The organism is Nocardiopsis sp. N85, from assembly GCF_028882275.1.
GTDB lineage: Bacteria > Actinomycetota > Actinomycetes > Streptosporangiales > Streptosporangiaceae > Nocardiopsis > Nocardiopsis lambiniae.
In genome coordinates this window covers 91,512-106,762 of the sequence record NZ_JARBUT010000007.1, presented here as the reverse complement: position 1 = coordinate 106,762, position 15,251 = coordinate 91,512, and the positions used below count along the sequence as shown (strand labels likewise).

Below are 15,251 nucleotides of genomic sequence, written 5' to 3'. Positions count from 1 at the left end.
ACATCAACCGGTGTTGAGGTCAAGACGCGATGTCTCCGCGTCGAACCCGGGCTCCGAGCATCGGGGAGACCGGATCACCACAGGATCGGATGGTGGGGCCTCGCGCGAACGTCGGGGGTTCGGCCGCCGGGGCGTACCGGGCACGGGGCCGTCGTCGGCCGGGCCGCACGGGGTGCGGCACTGCTCACCTGTCGGCACCGGCCTGGGCGTCGCGGCCTCCGGAGTGGGGGCCGTGCCAGTCCAGGCACATGACGGTGGCGTCGTCGGCCAGCCGGCCGCCGCAGGCGTCGGTGACCGCGGTGGAGAGGGCCCGTACGACCTCACGGGGGTGTTCGCCTTCGGTGTCACGGATCAGGCGGGGCAGGTCGACGGTTTCCGCCCGGCGTTCCTGCATACCGTCGGTGTAGAGGACGAGGCGGTCGCCGGGGCGCAGGTCGACGTCCTGTACCTGGTAGGAGGCGGGCGCGGGGATGCCGAAGGGCAGGTCGACGTCCAGACGCACCTCGGTCACCATGCCGTCCCGCAGGAGCAGCGGCCAGGGGTGTCCGGCGTTGACGAATCGCGCGCCGGTCCCGTCCAGGGCGATGCGCACCAGCTGCCCGGTGGCGTGGGTGTGGCCGCCGTGGTCGAGAAGGGCCTGGTGGGTCCGGCGGGCCTGCTCGGCCAGGTCGGTGTCGGCGCGGCGAGCGCCTCGGGAGGCGCTGATCAGAAGGGTGGACATGAGGGCGGAGTTGACGTCATGGCCCATGGTGTCGGTGATGGACAGGTGCAGGGTGTCGTGGTCGAGGGCGTAGTCGTAGGTGTCCCCGGCGACCGAGTCGGCGGGTGTCAGGGCCGCGGCGAGGGCGAACTGCGCGGCCTCGCAGGAGGGGGCTCCGGGCAGGAGTTGGCGTTGGATCTCGGCGGCCAAGGTGAGCCGGGTGGTGCGCTGGCCCCAGTGGTAGAGATCGGTGAAACGGCGGTCGGTGACGATGATGTACGCCAGCGCGTGCGCGGCCTCGCGGACCTCGTCCAGGATCTCCTCGGTGACGTGCGGCAGGGTGATCTCCAGAACACCGATGGTGTCGCCCCGGTTGGTCACCGGCGCGAGCACCCGCTGTCCGGGGCCGTCACCGGGGGCGCGTACCAGTTCCTGGGTGCGCAACACCCGGTCGTAGACGCTGTCGGCCAGCGGGATCCGACCGGCGTGGCCTCCTCCGGTCCGCGTGGCGGTCTCCTCGTCGACCCGCACCATCTGCCGACCGACGATGTCGACGAACAGGAACGACACCGCATGCGCGTCGAATCGGTCGCGAAGGTTCCGCGCCACCACGTCGAGGGACTCCACCGGTGCCGCGTCCTCCGCCGCCGCGAGCATCTCCACCAGCCCGATCCGGTCACCCGCCATCGTCGCCCCCCGAGTTCCCACCCATCCCGACCTGACCGCCGGCACCATTCTCCCCTGCCCACACCGGTCGTACCGTGAACAACAGGCCGCTCCCGGTCATCGGGTTGCCTCGTTCACGGCCTCCGGGGGGTGTGCGGCCTTCGTCGCCCCGCTTGCCGATGGGGTCCCGTTGTGCCTCCCTGCGACGATCCCTGCCATGATCACCGTGGAACGCGTGGCCGCCCGTGTCCGGGCCCGCTCGTGGGTCCGGGACCCCACGAGCGATCGCGCTGGCGAACGCCGGACGGGCGGCCCCGGTCCCCGGCGTCGGCGAACGGGCCGTCGGCGCCCGCACGCTCACGCTGATACCGGAGCGCCGGGCGGCGGGGGAGGCCGCACCCCCGCTCCGTTGGCCTCTCGGGCGCGGGTCCGGGAAGGGGAGGTCACCTGAGACGCCTGCCGCCGCGCCGGCCCCGCGACCAGGGGCGCTTCCCTTCGGTTCCCCTTGCGTCCTCGGCATCGGGACGTGCGGTGGGGCCGTGTTCAGGCGGTGCGGAGTTCGGCCCAGGCGTGGGTTCCGGTGACGGGATGCGGGACGATCCCCCAGCGGTCGGTGACGTGCTCCACCAAGAGCAGGCCGCGGCCCGACTCGGCCTCGTCGGCCGGGGTCAGGACGGCGGGCAGGGCGCCGGACAGACCGTGGTCGCACACGTCCACGCGCAGCGTGGGGCGTCCGTCGGTCAGCCAGGTCATGGTCAGGTCCACCGGTGGGAGACCGTGCTCGACGGCGTTGGCGACCAGTTCGCTCACGACCAACTGGGCGCTGTCGGCGAGGTCGGTCTGGCCGAGACGGTGCAGGAACCGTCCGAGGAGCCCTCGTGCGCGGGCCGCGCAGGCGAGTGTTCCCGGTAACCGGTGGAACTCCCGCGCGAGGGTGTCCGGTGTGGCGACGCGGTGGACCGCGTCGTCGAGCGTGCTCATCTCGCGATCTCCTTCGGCCGTTGCGCCGAGGTGGAGCGGTCCGCGGGCCGGTCCGGAAGGGGAGGGGCCCGCCTGAGGCGCAGGTCGCTGTGGTATGTCCAGGTCTAACGCCGCGATGATTAGAAGTCAACAGGTTGTCTTGACATATTTACCTGAACTCCATGCCTGATGACCTGCGAAAAGAGCGGAGGCCGGGTCGGCGACGCCGACCCGGCCGAGGGGCCGTCACGTGAGATCGGCACCGCAGGGCCCGGGAGGGGCGGACGGGCATCGGGTTCCGGTGGTCTCCGGGCTCCAGGGCCATCTCGTACGTGAGGACACCGTGGCGCGCGGCCGTGAAGGGCTCAGTCGGTCAGGGTGAGCTCGAAGGAATAGCGCGACGCTCGGTAGACGTGCGAGCCGACCTCGACCACGCGGCCGACGTCGTCGTACACGGTGCGCTCCATGGTGAGCAGGGGGGCGCCGCGCGTCTCGTGCAGTATGCGCGCCTCGGCGGCGCTGGCGTTGCGCGCGCCGATGCTCTGCGAGGCGATCTTCAACGAGACGCCCACGTTGCGCAGCAGTTGGTAGAGCCCCTGGTCTGCCAGGGACTCGGCGCTCAGCCTCACCAGATCGGTGGGGACGTAGTTGTGCATGATCGCGAGCGGTTCGTCGCGGGCGTAGCGCAGCCGCTCGATGACGTAGACCTCGGTGCCCGGCGGGACCTCCAGGGCGGTGGCGATCGCGTCCGGCGGCGCCTCCACCGCGAACCTCAGCACGTCGGTCCGCGGGTGTTCGCCCGTGCGGCGCAGGTCGTCGTACAGGCTGGACAGCTCCAGTGGGCGGCGCACCCGGGGCATGACCACCTGGGTTCCCACGCCCCGCTTGCGCACCAGGAGTCCCCGGTCGACCAGGTACTCGATGGAGCGGCGGAGGGTGGGGCGGGAGAGGCCGAGCCGCTCGGCGAGGTGCAGTTCGTTCTCCAGACGGGTGCCGACGGCGATCTCCCCGGACGTGATGCGCCGTTCCAGCTCCTGCGCGACCTGGAAGTACAGGGGCACCGGGCTGCTCCTGTCGATCGCGATCGACAGCGGGGTCTGACTCACGTGCGGGTCCGTTCGTCGTGGGAGTACCGGAAGGACGATCCCTCCTGGGATCAGTGTAGTGATGCCCAGTTGTCCTGAAGGCTATACGTAATCATGTCTAGACAAAGTATTGACATCCACGTTTCGGTGGGGTGAACATTGGCTCGTGGCTGTGACCCAGGGAACAGCCTGGTGAGACCTGGGACATCCGTATCCGGGATTCCGGAGACCGAGAGGGGTGGGCATGCGCGTCGGACTGGTGGGAGCGGGCCGGATCGGTGAGTCGCACGCGGCGGCGATCGTCCGGCGGCCCGAGGTCGACGAGTTGGTCGTCGCCGACGTCGACCCCGAGCGCGCCCGCGAGGTCGCCGGCCGGGTCGGCGCCCACGTCGCGGGCGCCATCGAGAACCTGCTGCACCCCTCGGCCATCGACGCGCTCGTCATCACCGCCGCCACCTCCGCGCACGCCGACCTCATCCTGGCCGGGGTCCGCGCCGGAACCCCCGTCTTCTGCGAGAAGCCGGTCGCGCCGACCGTCGCGGAGACCGTCGAGGTCCTGCGCGAGGTCGACAGGCGCGACGCCCTCGTGCACATCGGCTTCATGCGCCGCTTCGACGCCGGTTACCGGCGCGCCCGCCAGGCCCTGCGTGACGGCGAACTCGGCGAGCTGCACCGCGTCCACGCGGTGACCTGCGACGCAGCGCCGCCCCCCGCCTCCTACCTGCCGACCTCGGGCGGACTCTTCCGCGACTGCCACGTGCACGACTTCGACGTCCTGCGCTGGGTGACCGGCCGCGAGGTCGTGGAGGTCTACGCCCGCGGGGCCAACCTCGGAGCCGACCTCTTCGCCGCCGCCGACGACATCGACACCTCCGCGGCCGTCCTGACCTTGAACGACGGCACCTTCGCCACGCTGTCGGGCTCCCGCTACAACGGCGGCGGCTACGACGTGCGGATGGAGCTGGCCGGGACGGCCGGGACCATCGCCGTCGGGCTGGACGAGCGCGCGCCGCTCCGCTCGGCCGAGGACGGGGTGACCTTCCCCTCCCTCAATCCCTGGCAGGAGTTCTGGTCCCGGTTCGCGCCCGCCTACGACGCGGAGATCACCGCCTTCCTCCACGCGGTCCGCACCGGCGGACCCAGCCCGTGCACGGTCGCCGACGCCCTCGAAGCCGTCCTGGTGGCCGACGCCGCCGACCGGTCGCGCCGCGAGGGCCGACCGGTCCGGATCGAGGAGGTGCGGCCGTGACCTCAGGAGTCTCCGGTGCCCCGTGGGGCGGCCGCGTCCTCCACCGTCGGACGTCCGCCACCCCCCGGTGCGATGGGGTCCCCACCATCGGCGGCACCCCGGTCCCGACCACTCGCTTCGCCCCCCGGCCCCGTCCCCTTCCACCGAACACGTGGGGAGTGGTCGACACATGATCCATGGATCACCACGCCTCCCTCCGGAGCGCTCCGGTGAAGCGCTCTAGACCCTCCGAGGCCCACCCGGACCGGCCGTCGACCACGACGCCGCCGGCCACAGACCCCGACAGCAAGGAAGAGAAGTACCGGTGCAGCGCTACCAACGGAGGTTCCAGTGAACGCCAGTGCAGGTCGCGGGCCTGACGATCCCTTCGAGGTCGTCACCATGGGCCGCGTCGGCGTCGACATCTACCCCGAGCAGATCGGGGTCGGTCTGGACGCGGTGCGCTCCTTCGGCAAGTTCCTCGGCGGAAGCCCCACCAACGTCGCCGTCGCCGCCGCGCGGTACGGCCGCCGCTCCGCGGTGGTGACCCGGACCGGCGACGACCCCTTCGGCGCCTTCGTCCACCAGGCCCTGCGCGGGTTCGGCGTGGACGACAGGTTCGTCGCCCCGGTCGCCGACCTGCCCACCCCCGTCACGTTCTGCGAGATCCACCCGCCGGACGACTTCCCGCTGTACTTCTACGGCCGCAGCCCGAGCGCCCCCGACCTGCGGGTGCGGGCCGAGGAACTGGACCTGGACGCCATCGCCGCCGCCGACGTGTTCTGGGTGACCGTCACCGGCCTGTGCCAGGAGCCGAGCCGTACCGCCACGTTGGAGGCGCTCAAGGCGCGCGGCCGCGGCGGCATCACCATCATCGACCTCGACTACCGGCCGATGTTCTGGGAGTCCCGCGAGGAGGCCCGCCGCCGGGTCGCCGAAGCCCTTCCCTACGCCACGGTCGCCGCGGGCAACCTCGACGAGTGGGAGACCGCCGTCGGTGTCCGCGACCCCCGGGCCGCGGCCGCGGCCGGGCGCGACGCCGGTATCGACCTCGTCGTCGTCAAGCAGGGACCCGAGGGCGTGCTCGCCGTCGACGACACCGGTGAGGTCCACGTGCCGCCCGTCCCGGTCGACGTCGTCAACGGCCTCGGCGCGGGCGACGCCTTCGGCGGCGCGCTGTGCCACGGACTGCTCGGCGGGTGGGACACCGAGCGCGTCATGCGCTTCGCCAACGCGGCGGGCGCCATCGTGGCCTCCCGACTGTCCTGCTCCGACGCCATGCCCACCTCCGCCGAGGTCGAGGCCAAGCTCGGGGAGGTCCCCCATGTCGGTTGACACGCTCCGCACCATCGTCGAGACCCGGCTGCACAACCCGGGCGCCATCGCCGAGGCCGCCGCCGGGCGCGTGCGCCCCACCTCCCCGGTGGGCCCGAACGGCAAGGCGATGATCGTCGCCGCCGACCACCCCGCCCGCGGTGCCCTGCGCTCGGGCGACCGGCCGATGGCGATGGCCGACCGCGTCGACCTGCTGGACCGCCTGCGCGCCGCGCTGTCCCGCCCCGGCGTGACCGGCGTCCTGGCCACCGCGGACATCCTGGAGGACCTCCTGCTGTTGAGGAACCCCGACGGAACGGGCGTCCTGGACGGCAAGTCGGTCTTCGGCTCGATGAACCGCGGCGGGCTGGCCGGCGCCACCTGGGAGATCGACGACCGGTTCACCGGCTACGACGCCGCCGGGATCGTCCGGATGGGCTTCGAGGGCGGCAAGATGCTGCTCCGCCTGGACTACGACGACGACCGGACCATCCCCACCCTGGAGAGCTGCGCCAGGGCGGTCAACGAGCTCAACGCGGCCCGGGTCACCGCCATGGTGGAACCGTTCGTCTCCGGTCGCACCGACGGCGTGATCCGCAACGACCTGGCGCCGGACGCGGTCGCGCGCTCCATGGCCATCGCCTCCGGTCTGGGCAACACCTCCGCCTACACCTGGCTCAAACTGCCGGTCGTCGAGGAGATGGAGCGGGTCATGGCCACCTCCACCCTGCCGACCGTGCTGCTGGGCGGCGAGGTGTCCGAGGACCCCGACGCCGCCTTCGCCCGCTGGGGAGAGGCGCTCAAACTGCCGAACGTCATCGGCCTGACCGTGGGCCGTTCCCTCCTCTATCCGGCCGACGACGACGTCGTGGCCGCCGTCGACACCGCTGTGGGGTTGCTGTGAGCGAGTACCACCTGCCCGCGGGGAGCACCGCCGCCCCGCCGTTCCGCACCGTGATCACCCCCGAGACCGCCGGGTGGGGGTACTCCGGGCTCCGTGTCCTGGAGCTGGCGCCCGGCCAGGCCCGGGAGATCGCCACCGGCGACGCCGAGACCCTCGTCCTGCCGCTCAACGGCGGGTGCTCGGTCACCGTCGACGGGCTGGAGTTCGCGGTCACCGGCCGCCGGTCGGTCTTCACCCGCGTCACCGACTTCGTCTACCTGCCGCGCGACGCCCACGCCGTCGTCTCCAGCGAGTCCGGCGGCCGGTTCGCGCTCCCCTCCGCGCGCTGCGGGCGCCGGCTGGAGCCGCGCTACGTCCCGGCCGAGGACGTGCCGGTCGAGCTGCGCGGCGCGGGCCGGTCCAGCCGCCAGGTGAACAACTTCTGCACCCCCGGCACCCTGGACGCCGACAAGCTCATCGCCTGCGAGGTCCTCACCCCCGACTCCAACTGGTCCTCCTACCCGCCGCACAAGCACGACGAGGTCACCGCCGACGAGTGCGAGCTGGAGGAGATCTACTACTTCGAGGTCTCCGAGGGCCCGGCCGGCCCCGGCATCGGATACCAGCGGGTCTACGGCACCGAGGAACGCCCCATCGACGTCTTCGCCGAGGTGCGCGCCGAGGACGCCGTCCTCATCCCGCACGGCTGGCACGGCCCGTCCATGGCCGCGCCCGGGTACGACCTGTACTACCTCAACGTCATGGCGGGCCCCGGACAGGAGCGCGCCTGGAAGATCTGCGACGACCCGGCGCACGGCTGGGTCCGCCGGACCTGGGCCGACCAGGAGATCGACCACCGCCTGCCGCTGACCTCGACCGAGGAGAAGGAGGGACGGACCCGATGACCGACCCCACCGGCACCCCGACCGTCCGGCTCACCACGGCCCAGGCCCTGGTCCGCTTCCTCGCCGCGCAGTACAGCGAGCGCGACGGCGTCGAGCAGCGGTTCATCCCCGGCGTGTGGGGCATCTTCGGGCACGGCAACGTCGCCGGACTCGGCCAGGCGCTGCTCCAGGCCGCCACGACCGGCGAGGTCGACCTGCCCTACCACCTCGCCCGCAACGAGCAGGGCATGGTGCACGCCACCGTCGGTTTCGCCAAGACCCGCAACCGGCTCCAGACCTTCGCCTGCTCGGCCTCCACCGGCCCCGGTTCCACGAACATGGTCACCGGCGCGGCGCTGGCCACCACCAACCGCATTCCGGTGCTGCTGCTGCCCAGCGACATGTTCGCCACCCGCGTGCCCGACCCGGTGCTCCAGCAACTGGAGGACACCCGCGGTGGCGACGTGACCGTCAACGACGTGTTCCGCCCGGTGTCCAAGTACTTCGACCGCGTCACCCGGCCCGAGCAGCTGATCCCGGCCGCCCAGGCGGCCATGCGGGTCCTGACCGACCCCGTCGAGACCGGCGCGGTCACCCTGTGCCTGCCCCAGGACGTACAGGCCGAGGCCTACGACTGGCCGGAGACGTTCTTCCGCAAGCGCGTGTGGCACATCGGCCGCCCGCTCCCGGAACCGGACGCGCTGGCCCGCGCCGCCGCGGTGATCCGGATGGCCGAGCGCCCCCTGCTGATCGCGGGCGGCGGCGTGGTCTACTCCGAGGCGGAGACCGCCCTGCGCGAGTTCGCCGAGGCCACCGGAATCCCGGTCGCCGACACCCACGCGGGCAAGGGCGCGCTGCCCTGGGACCACGACCGGGCCGTCGGCGGTGTCGGCTCCACCGGGGCCGAGAGCGCCAACGCCCTGGCTCGCGAGGCCGACGTGGTGATCGGCGTCGGCACCCGCTACAGCGACTTCACCACCGCCAGCCACACCGTTTTCGCCGACCCGGACGTCACGTTCGTCAACCTGAACGTGGCCCGGCTCGACGCAGCCAAGCACGCGGCCACCCAGCTGGTCTCCGACGCGCGCACGGGTCTGGAGGCGCTGCGCCGGGAACTGGCCGGCTGGGAGGTCGCGGCCGACCACCGGGCCCGCACCCGGGAACTGGCCGACCGGTGGGCCGCGATCACCGACGCCTGCTACCACGTCGAGCACGGCCCGCTGCCCGCCCAGACCGCCGTCCTGGGCGTGCTCAACGAGGAGCTCGACGACCGCGACGTGGTCGTCAACGCGGCCGGGAGCATGCCCGGCGACCTACAGATGCTGTGGCGGGCCCGGGATCCCAAGGCCTACCACGTCGAGTACGCCTACTCCTGCATGGGATACGAGGTGGCCGGCGGTCTCGGCGTCAAGATGGCCGACCCCTCCCGTGAGGTGGTCGTCCTGGTCGGCGACGGGTCCTACCTGATGATGGCCCAGGAGATCGTCACCATGGTCTCCGAAGGGCTGAAGGTGATCATCGTCGTGGTCCAGAACCACGGCTTCGCCTCCATCGGGTCGCTCTCGGAATCGCTGGGCTCGCAGCGGTTCGGCACCCGGTACCGCTACCGCGACCCCGCCACCGGGCGGCTCGACGGAACGGTCCTCCCCGTCGACCTGGCCGCCAACGCCGCCAGCCTCGGCGCCACGGTCATCCGCGCCGAGGGGATCGAGGGCCTCCGTGCCGCCATCGCCGAGGCCAAGGCCGCCGACACCACGACGGTCGTGCACATCGAGACCGACCCGGTGGGTCCCAACCCGCCCGGCAGCGCCTGGTGGGACGTACCCGTCAGCCAGGTCTCCGACCTGGACAGCACCCGCGACGCGTACGAGACCTACCGCTCCCACCAGCAGGGACAGCGCCACTACCTGTGACGCCTCCCGGAAGAAGGAACCGACAGTGAAGACCATCCAGCACTGGATCGACGGGGCCGCGACCTCCGGGGCCTCGACCCGCACCGCGCCGGTGTGGGACCCGGCCACCGGGCGACAGCAGGCCGCCGTCCTGCTCGCCGAGCAGGCCGACGTCGACGCCGCGGTCGCGGCCGCCGCCAGGGCCTTCGAGAGCTGGGGCGACTCCTCCCTGACCAAGCGCACCCGCGTCATGTTCTCACTGCGCGAACTCCTGGCCAGGCACGAGGACGAGATGGCCCGGATCATCGCCGCCGAGCACGGCAAGGTCGTCGACGACGCCAAGGGCGAGATCGTCCGCGGCCGTGAGGTCGTCGAGTACGCGTGCGGCATCATCAGCGCCCTCAAGGGCGGCTACTCCGACCAGATCTCCACCGGGATCGACACCTTCGACTTCCGCCAGCCGCTGGGCGTCGTCGCGGGCATCACCCCGTTCAACTTCCCGATCATGGTGCCGTTGTGGATGCACCCGATCGCGATCGCCTGCGGCAACACGTTCGTCCTCAAGCCCAGTGAGCGCGACCCCTCGGTGTCCGACTTCGTCGCGCGGCTCTACGCCGACGCCGGACTGCCCGACGGCGTGTTCAACGTCCTGCACGGTGACAAGACCGCGGTCGACGGGCTCCTGGACCACCCGGACGTCGAGGCCGTCTCGTTCGTCGGCTCCACGCCGATCGCCAGGTACGTGCACGAGCGGGCCACCGCCTCGGGCAAGCGCGTCCAGGCCCTGGGCGGCGCCAAGAACCACGCGGTGGTCATGCCCGACGCCGACCTGGAGTTCGCCGCCGACCACCTGACCGCCGCCGCGTTCGGCTCCGCCGGGCAGCGCTGCATGGCCATCTCCGCGGTCGTCGCCGTGGGCGAGGCCGCCGACGCCCTGGTGCCGGTGCTCGCCGACAAGGCCAAGGCGATCAAGGTCGGACCCGGCCAGGACGCCACCAACGAGATGGGCCCGGTCATCACCGCCCAGGCCCGCGACCGCGTCGTCTCGTTCGTCGGCTCCGGCGAGGAGCAGGGCGCCGTCGTGGTGGTCGACGGCCGCGACCTGGAGGTGGAGGGGCACCAGGAGGGCTTCTTCGTCGGCCCGTCACTGCTCGACAGGGTCACCGCGGACATGGACGTCTACCGGCAGGAGGTCTTCGGGCCGCTGCTGGTCGTGGTCCGCGCGGCCGACCTCGACGAGGCGATCGCACTCATCAACGCCAACCCGTACGGCAACGGCACCGCCATCTTCACCGGCGACGGCGAGGTCGCGCGCCGCTTCCAACGCGGGGTCACCGTCGGGATGATCGGCGTCAACGTGCCGATCCCGGTCCCGATGTCGCACTACTCCTTCGGTGGATGGAAGGACTCGCTGTTCGGCGGCGACCACATCCACGGACCCGAGGGCGTGCACTTCTACACCCGCGCCAAGGTCGTCACCAGCCGGTGGCCGCACGTCGACCGCTCGGTCGCGGCCGCCTTCGACTTCCCGACCCACGGCTGAGGCGGTCCGGGCCGCGGTACCGACTCCACCGTGGCCCGGCCCCCGGTTCACCTTTCAACGCGTTCTTCGAAACGAGGCAGAAATGACCGACAAACTGGTCCTCGGGTCCGCACCCGACTCCTGGGGCGTGTGGTTCCCCGAGGACGAGCACCAGACGCCGTGGAACCGGTTCCTCGACGAGCTGTTCGAGGCCGGGTACGAGTGGCTCGAACTGGGCCCCTACGGGTACCTGCCCACCGACCCCGCGCAGCTGGCCGACGAGGTGGGCCGACGCGGCCTGAAGGTCTCCGGCGGCACCGTGTTCGGCAACCTGCACGACCCGGACGCCTGGGACGACACCGTCGCCACGGTCCGCAGGGTGGCCGAGCTGACCGCCGCCGTGGGCGCGCACCACCTGGTCTTCATCCCGCCGATGTACCGCGACGAGAAGACCGGGGAGTTCAGCGAGTCCCCGACGCTCGACGACGGACAGTGGCGTCATCTGCACCGGTCCGCCGACGAACTCGGCAAGATCCTGCTCAACGACCACGACGTGCGGCTGTGCCTGCACTCGCACGCCGACAGCCACGTCCAGACCCAGCCCGAGATCGAGCGCTTCCTGGACGGCACCGACCCGGAGTACGTCTCCCTGTGCCTGGACACCGGGCACGTCGCCTACGGGGGCGGCGACGCGGTCGACCTGATCCGCCGCTACTCCGAGCGCGTGGACTACGTCCACATCAAGCAGATGGACCCGGAGATCATCCGCCAGGTCCATGAGGAGAAGCTCGGCTTCGGCGAGGCCGTCAAGCGCGGCGTGTGCGTGGAGCCCCCGGCGGGGGAGCCCGCACCCGCGGCGGTGATCGACGCGCTGCGCGAGGTCGACGCCCGCCTGTTCGTGATCGTCGAACAGGACCTCTACCCCTGCGAGCCGGACGTCCCGCTGCCCATCGCGGTCCGGACCCGCAAGTACCTCAACGGCTGCGGATTGGGGGCGCGCCACCAGAAGGCCTGACACACAGCCCGACCACGCTGAGCCGCCGGTGCGGTGGCTCCCCGCAAGTCGCGTCCGCCCCTCGTGACCGCCATAACCGCAGTCGAGTGAATCCCCCTGACCGATGAGAGGTCTCATCATGAAGCGCAACACCAGCCACACCGCTCTGATCGCCGGTGCCGCGGGCCTGGTCCTCGCCGCCTCGGCCTGTAGCTCCGAGGGCGGCCGCGACGTGGCAGAGGAGGGCGTCGACACCCCGGAACTCACCATCGCGATGATCACCCACGAGGTCCAGGGCGACACGTTCTGGGACATCATCCGCTCGGGCGCCGAGGACGCGGCGGCCAAGAGCGGCATCACCCTGGAGTACGCCGCCGACCCCGAGGCCAGCGAGCAGGCCGGCCTCATCCAGAACGCGGTCGACCGCGGCGTGGACGGCATCGCCGTCACCCTGTCCAAGCCCGACGCGCTGGAGGGCGCCATCGCCGACGCCCAAGAGGCCGGCATCCCGGTGGTCGCGTTCAACTCCGGTATCGAGGACTGGGCGGACATGGGCGTCCAGCAGTACTTCGGCACGGACGAGCACCTGGCGGGGACCGCCTTCGGCGAGCGCCTCAACGAGGTCGGCTCGGAGAAGGCCCTGTGCGTCATCCAGGAGCAGGGGCACGTCGCCCTGGAGACCCGCTGCGCCTCCCTGGGCGAGGCCTTCGAGGGCGAGTCCGAGGTGCTCTACGTCGACAGCGCGAACATGCCCGAGGTCCGTTCCGGCATCTCCGCCAAGCTCCAGCAGGACGACGAGATCGACTACGTCGTCACGCTGGGCGCCCCGATCGCCATGACCGCGATCGACGCCATCGACGACGCGGGCAGCGACGCCACCGTCGCCACCTTCGACACCAACAGCGACCTGGTCGGGGCACTCCAGGAGGGCGTCGTCCAGTGGGCCGTCGACCAGCAGCCCTACCTGCAGGGCTACCTGGCGGTCGACTCCCTGTGGCTCTACAACACCAACGGCAACACCTCCGGCGGCGGCACCGAGCCCGTCCTGACCGGACCGGCGTTCATCGACGAGACCAACGTCGACCAGGTCGCCGAGTACGCCGAGCGGGGAACGCGATGACCACGGGTCGGACCCTCAGCCCCACGGCGCCGAAGGGCGGCTCGGAGAAGAGCCTCCGGGTGACCCAGCGGTCGGCGCTGCGCAAGTTCATGACCCGGCCGGAGGTCGGCTCCCTGGTCGGCGCGATCATCGTCTTCAGCGTCTTCTTCACCATCGCCGACCCGTTCCGCACCGGTGCCGCGTTCGCGACGATCCTGTACGCGAGCTCCACCATCGGCATCATGGCGGTGGGCGTGGCACTGCTGATGATCGGCGGCGAGTTCGACCTCTCCGCCGGCGTCGCGGTGATCGCCTCCGGGCTCACCGCCTCCATGTTCGCCTGGTACTTCTCGGTGAACGTGTGGGTCGGCGCCGCGGCCGCCCTGGTGGTCTCGCTCACCATCGGGTTCCTCAACGGGTGGATCCTCGTCCGCACCAGACTGCCCAGCTTCCTGGTGACGCTGGCGATGTTCCTGATGCTCCAGGGCCTCAACATCGCGATCACCAAGCTGATCACCGGGCAGGTCTCCACCACGAACATCTCCGCCATGGACGGCTTCGATTCGGCGCGGGCGGTCTTCGCCTCCAGCTTCTCCGTCATGGGGATCAACGTCCGGATCACCGTCGTGTGGTGGATGGTGTTCATCGGCCTGGCCACGTGGGTGCTGATGCGGACCAAGGTCGGCAACTGGATCTACGCGGTCGGCGGCGACCAGGAGAGCGCGCGGGCGGTCGGCGTGCCGGTCGCCAGGGTCAAGATCGGCCTGTTCATGACGGTCGGCTTCATGGCCTGGTTCTCCGGCATGCACCTGCTCTTCATGTTCAACACGGTGCAGTCCGGTGAGGGCGTCGGCAACGAGCTGCTCTACATCATGGCCGCCGTGGTCGGCGGGTGCCTGCTCACCGGCGGCTACGGGACCGTGGTCGGCGCCGCGATCGGCGCCTTCATCTACGGCATGACCCGCCAGGGCATCGTCTACGCCGGCTGGGACAACAACTGGGTGTTCTTCTTCGTCGGCGCGATGCTGCTGCTGGCGGTCGTCGTCAACGGCTGGGTCCGCACCCAAGCGAACAAGAGGTGACCGAGGTGAGCACGATGACGAGTGCGAAGGCGACGTCGAAGGAGTCCGCCGACGCCGGAGCGCAGACCGCCCCGCTGCTCGAACTGGACGGGGTCGGCAAGAGCTTCGGCAACATCAAGGCGCTGACCGACATCAGTCTGAAGGTCGGTGCGGGCGAGGTCACCTGCATCCTCGGCGACAACGGCGCGGGCAAGTCCACGCTGATCAAGATCATCGCCGGGCTGTACAAGCCCACGTCGGGCCGCTACCTGGTCGACGGCGGGACGGTGGACTTCTCGTCCCCGCGCGACGCACTGGACCTGGGCATCGCCACCGTCTACCAGGACCTGGCGATCGTGCCGCTGATGCCGGTGTGGCGCAACTTCTTCCTCGGCTCCGAGCTGCGCAAGGGGGTCGGCCCCTTCCGGATGCTCGACACCGCCCGGATGCGCCGCATCGCCGACGAGGAGCTGAGGAAGATGGGCATCGACCTGCCCGACATCGACGCTCCGGTCGGCAACCTGTCCGGCGGACAGCGCCAGGTCGTGGCGATCGCCCGCGCGGTGTACTTCGGGGCCCGGGTCCTGATCCTGGACGAGCCCACGGCGGCGCTGGGCGTCAAGCAGTCCGGCGTGGTCCTGAAGTACATCAACGCGGCCCGCGACGCGGGACTGGGCGTCATCTTCATCACGCACAACCCGCACCACGCGTTCCTGGTCGGCGACCACTTCGTGATCGTCAAGCTCGGCCGGATGGAGCTGGACCAGCCCCGTTCCGAGCTGACCCTGGACGACCTCACCCACCACATGGCGGGCGGGGCCGAGCTGGACGCGCTACAGCACGAGCTCAAGCGCGGTGAGGCGCCCGAGGTCGCGCCGCTGCACGGCTCCGGGGGCGAGGGCCCCGATGTCCGACGACTCTGACGGCCCTTCGGCCGTACGGATGGAACGAGAGAGGAGACGG

Annotated in this window: 13 protein-coding genes; 10 read left to right on the top strand and 3 right to left on the bottom strand. The window is 71.2% G+C overall.

The window, feature by feature from the left end:
* Window positions 1–184: 184 nt before the first annotated feature.
* The 3 genes from PWG71_RS11980 to PWG71_RS11970 form a co-directional block, all read right to left on the bottom strand.
* Window positions 185–1,387, bottom strand: a complete 1,203-nt coding sequence (locus tag PWG71_RS11980; protein ID WP_274809757.1) for a PP2C family protein-serine/threonine phosphatase — start codon at window positions 1,385–1,387, stop codon at window positions 185–187.
* Window positions 1,388–1,909: 522 nt separating this feature from the next.
* Window positions 1,910–2,347 (bottom strand): ATP-binding protein, encoded by a 438-nt coding sequence (locus PWG71_RS11975; protein ID WP_274809756.1) that lies wholly within the window; start codon window positions 2,345–2,347, stop codon window positions 1,910–1,912.
* Between the two features lie 344 nt (window positions 2,348–2,691).
* Complete coding sequence (locus tag PWG71_RS11970) at window positions 2,692–3,432, bottom strand: GntR family transcriptional regulator (protein ID WP_274809755.1); 741 nt, start codon at window positions 3,430–3,432, stop codon at window positions 2,692–2,694.
* A gap of 223 nt (window positions 3,433–3,655) precedes the next feature.
* On the opposite strand from PWG71_RS11970, the gene PWG71_RS11965 reads away from it, so the two are divergent.
* The 10 genes from PWG71_RS11965 (at window position 3,656) to PWG71_RS11920 (ending at window position 15,211) form a co-directional block, all read left to right on the top strand.
* Window positions 3,656–4,660 (top strand): Gfo/Idh/MocA family protein, encoded by a 1,005-nt coding sequence (locus PWG71_RS11965; protein ID WP_274809754.1) that lies wholly within the window; start codon window positions 3,656–3,658, stop codon window positions 4,658–4,660.
* A 330-nt stretch (window positions 4,661–4,990) separates the two neighbouring features.
* Window positions 4,991–5,974: a 5-dehydro-2-deoxygluconokinase gene (gene iolC / locus PWG71_RS11960; protein ID WP_274809753.1), complete on the top strand. Its 984-nt coding sequence runs from the start codon at window positions 4,991–4,993 to the stop codon at window positions 5,972–5,974.
* Window positions 5,964–6,857, top strand: a complete 894-nt coding sequence (locus tag PWG71_RS11955; RefSeq protein WP_274809752.1) for a Cgl0159 family (beta/alpha)8-fold protein — start codon at window positions 5,964–5,966, stop codon at window positions 6,855–6,857. Before iolC ends, PWG71_RS11955 begins: the two co-directional genes overlap by 11 nt.
* Window positions 6,854–7,741, top strand: coding sequence for a 5-deoxy-glucuronate isomerase (gene iolB, locus PWG71_RS11950; protein WP_274809751.1), 888 nt, complete (start codon window positions 6,854–6,856; stop codon window positions 7,739–7,741). Before PWG71_RS11955 ends, iolB begins: the two co-directional genes overlap by 4 nt.
* Window positions 7,738–9,633 carry a 3D-(3,5/4)-trihydroxycyclohexane-1,2-dione acylhydrolase (decyclizing) gene (iolD, locus tag PWG71_RS11945; protein WP_274809750.1) on the top strand — a complete coding sequence of 632 codons (1,896 nt, stop codon included), beginning with the start codon at window positions 7,738–7,740 and terminating at the stop codon, window positions 9,631–9,633. The genes iolB and iolD overlap by 4 nt, the downstream gene beginning before the upstream one ends.
* A 25-nt stretch (window positions 9,634–9,658) precedes the next feature.
* Window positions 9,659–11,155, top strand: coding sequence for a CoA-acylating methylmalonate-semialdehyde dehydrogenase (locus PWG71_RS11940; protein ID WP_274809749.1), 1,497 nt, complete (start codon window positions 9,659–9,661; stop codon window positions 11,153–11,155).
* 82 nt (window positions 11,156–11,237) lie between these two features.
* Window positions 11,238–12,149: a TIM barrel protein gene (locus tag PWG71_RS11935; RefSeq protein WP_274809748.1), complete on the top strand. Its 912-nt coding sequence runs from the start codon at window positions 11,238–11,240 to the stop codon at window positions 12,147–12,149.
* A 118-nt stretch (window positions 12,150–12,267) separates the two neighbouring features.
* Window positions 12,268–13,248 carry a substrate-binding domain-containing protein gene (locus PWG71_RS11930; protein ID WP_274809747.1) on the top strand — a complete coding sequence of 327 codons (981 nt, stop codon included), beginning with the start codon at window positions 12,268–12,270 and terminating at the stop codon, window positions 13,246–13,248.
* Window positions 13,245–14,309 (top strand): ABC transporter permease, encoded by a 1,065-nt coding sequence (locus tag PWG71_RS11925; protein ID WP_274809746.1) that lies wholly within the window; start codon window positions 13,245–13,247, stop codon window positions 14,307–14,309. The genes PWG71_RS11930 and PWG71_RS11925 overlap by 4 nt, the downstream gene beginning before the upstream one ends.
* A 14-nt stretch (window positions 14,310–14,323) precedes the next feature.
* Window positions 14,324–15,211, top strand: a complete 888-nt coding sequence (locus PWG71_RS11920) for an ATP-binding cassette domain-containing protein (protein WP_274809745.1) — start codon at window positions 14,324–14,326, stop codon at window positions 15,209–15,211.
* Window positions 15,212–15,251: the final 40 nt, after the last annotated feature.

Coding starts and splice junctions, on each gene's coding strand:
- PWG71_RS11980 (WP_274809757.1), bottom strand. CDS start 1,387: ATGGCGGGTGACCGGATCGGGCTGGTGGAGATGCTCGCGGCGGCGGAG.
- PWG71_RS11925 (WP_274809746.1), top strand. CDS start 13,245: ATGACCACGGGTCGGACCCTCAGCCCCACGGCGCCGAAGGGCGGCTCG.
- PWG71_RS11935 (WP_274809748.1), top strand. CDS start 11,238: ATGACCGACAAACTGGTCCTCGGGTCCGCACCCGACTCCTGGGGCGTG.
- PWG71_RS11920 (WP_274809745.1), top strand. CDS start 14,324: ATGACGAGTGCGAAGGCGACGTCGAAGGAGTCCGCCGACGCCGGAGCG.
- PWG71_RS11955 (WP_274809752.1), top strand. CDS start 5,964: ATGTCGGTTGACACGCTCCGCACCATCGTCGAGACCCGGCTGCACAAC.
- PWG71_RS11975 (WP_274809756.1), bottom strand. CDS start 2,347: ATGAGCACGCTCGACGACGCGGTCCACCGCGTCGCCACACCGGACACC.
- iolD (WP_274809750.1), top strand. CDS start 7,738: ATGACCGACCCCACCGGCACCCCGACCGTCCGGCTCACCACGGCCCAG.
- PWG71_RS11965 (WP_274809754.1), top strand. CDS start 3,656: ATGCGCGTCGGACTGGTGGGAGCGGGCCGGATCGGTGAGTCGCACGCG.
- PWG71_RS11930 (WP_274809747.1), top strand. CDS start 12,268: ATGAAGCGCAACACCAGCCACACCGCTCTGATCGCCGGTGCCGCGGGC.